This is a genomic window from Dietzia sp. B19 (assembly GCF_014145155.1).
Lineage (GTDB): Bacteria > Actinomycetota > Actinomycetes > Mycobacteriales > Mycobacteriaceae > Dietzia > Dietzia natronolimnaea.
Window position 1 is genome coordinate 1 of sequence record NZ_JAALED010000504.1, and the last position, 2,015, is coordinate 2,015.

Genomic DNA, 2,015 nt, shown 5'->3' on the forward strand with positions numbered 1-2,015 from the left:
TGGAGGTCGTCCTCAAGGACATCGACCAGTCCGCCGCCGAGCGGGGCAAGGGCTATTCGGAGAAGCTCGTCGCCAAGACCGTCGCCCGCGCCGCCGAGGGCGAGGCCCGGGACGCCGCGCAGGCGAAGGGCGAGGCGCTCCTGGCGCGCATCACCCCCACCACCGACGCCGCGGCCGCCTCCGGTGCGCAGGCCGTCATCGAGGCCGTGTTCGAGGACCCCGAGGTCAAGGAGACGGTGTTCGCGGAGATCGCGCCGCACATCGCCCCGGACGCGCTGCTGTGCTCCAACACCTCGACCCTTCCCATCACCATGCTCGCGGGCGGCGTGGACCGGCCGGCCGACTTCATCGGCCTGCACTTCTTCTCGCCCGTCGACAAGATGCCGCTGGTCGAGATCATCAAGGGCGCCGAGACCTCGGAGGATGCCCTCGGGCGCGCCCTGGCACTGGTCGCGCAGATCGGCAAGACCCCCATCGTCGTCAACGACTCCCGCGGGTTCTTCACCTCGAGGGTCATCGGGACCTTCACCAGTGAGGGCATGGCGCTGCTCGCCGAGGGCGTCCCCGCGCCCACCGTCGAACAGGCCTCCTCGCAGGCCGGCTACCCGGCGCCGGTGCTCGCGCTGATGGACGAGCTCACGTTGACCCTGCCCCGCAAGATCCGTGACGAGACCCGCCAGGCGGCCGAGGCAGAGGGCCGGCCGCTGCCCGACCACCCGGGCAACGCCGTGCTCGACACGATGATCGACGAGTACGACCGCAAGGGCCGCTCCACCGGCGCCGGCTTCTACGAGTACACCGACGGCAAGCGCTCCGGACTCTGGCCGGGCCTGGCGGAGGCTTTCGGCCCCGCCACCGAGATCCCGCTGCAGGACGCGATCGACCGGATGTTGTTCGCCGAGGCGATCGAGACCGTCAAGTGCCTCGACGAGGGCGTGCTGGAGACCACCACCGACGCCAACGTCGGCTCGATCCTGGGCATCGGCTTCCCGGGCTGGACCGGCGGCGTCGCCCGCTACATGGACCAGTACCCGGGCGGCCTGCCCGGCTTCGTCGCCCGCGCCGAGGAGCTCGCCGAACGCTACGGGGACCGTTTCACCCCGCCGGAGTCCCTGCGGTCCAAGGCCGCCTCCGGCGGCACCTACGAGGAGGTCCAGCCGTGATCCGTACCCGCTTCACCGAGGAGTTCGGCGTCCGTCATCCGATCGTCCAGGGCGGCATGATGTGGGTCGGCCGCGCCGAACTCGCGGCCGCCGTGTCCGAGGCGGGGGCGCTGGGAATCATCACCGGGCTCACCCAGCCGACGCCCGAGGACCTGGTCCGCGAGATCGCCCGGTGCCGGGAGATGACCGACCAGCCCTTCGGGGTCAACCTCACGATCCTCCCGTCGATCACGCCGCCCCCGTACGCGGAGTACCGCCAGGCGATCGTCGAGTCGGGCGTGAAGATCGTCGAGACCGCCGGGTCCAACCCCAAGGACCATCTCCCTGTCTTCCACGACGCCGGCGTCAAGGTCATCCACAAGTGCACCTCCGTGCGGCACGCACTCAAGGCTGAGAAGCTCGGCGTGGACGCCGTCTCCATCGACGGCTTCGAGTGCGCCGGACATCCCGGTGAGGACGACGTCCCCGGTCTGGTGCTCATCCCCGCCGCGGCGGCCCGGCTGACCATCCCGATGCTGGCGTCCGGAGGCATCGCCGACGCCCGCGGCCTCGTGGCCGCACTGGCCCTGGGGGCCGACGGCGCCAACATGGGGACGCGGTTCATGTGCACGGCCGAATCGCCGGTCGCGGACCAGGTCAAGCAGCAGATCGTCGCCAACTCCGAGCTCGACACCACGCTCATCTTCCGCACGCTGCACAACACCGCGCGGGTCGCGGCGAACGCCGTCTCGGCGGAAGTGGTGGCCAGGGAGGCCGAGGGCGTGGAGTTCTCCGACATCCAGCACCTCGTCGCCGGGGCCCGGGGCCGCAAGGTTTTCGAAGACGGCGACCTGGACGCCGGCATCTGGTCGG

The 2,015-nt window shown here is 71.0% G+C and carries 2 protein-coding genes; both read left to right on the top strand.

The window, feature by feature from the left end; translation table 11 throughout:
* Positions 1-1,163, top strand: a 1,163-nt coding sequence (locus tag G6020_RS13815) for a 3-hydroxyacyl-CoA dehydrogenase NAD-binding domain-containing protein (protein WP_241732723.1), incomplete at its 5' end; no start/stop codon positions are given.
* Positions 1,163-2,015: nitronate monooxygenase (locus tag G6020_RS13820; RefSeq protein ID WP_182611010.1), on the top strand; the 853-nt coding region annotated here is incomplete at its 3' end. The genes G6020_RS13815 and G6020_RS13820, both read left to right, overlap by 1 nt.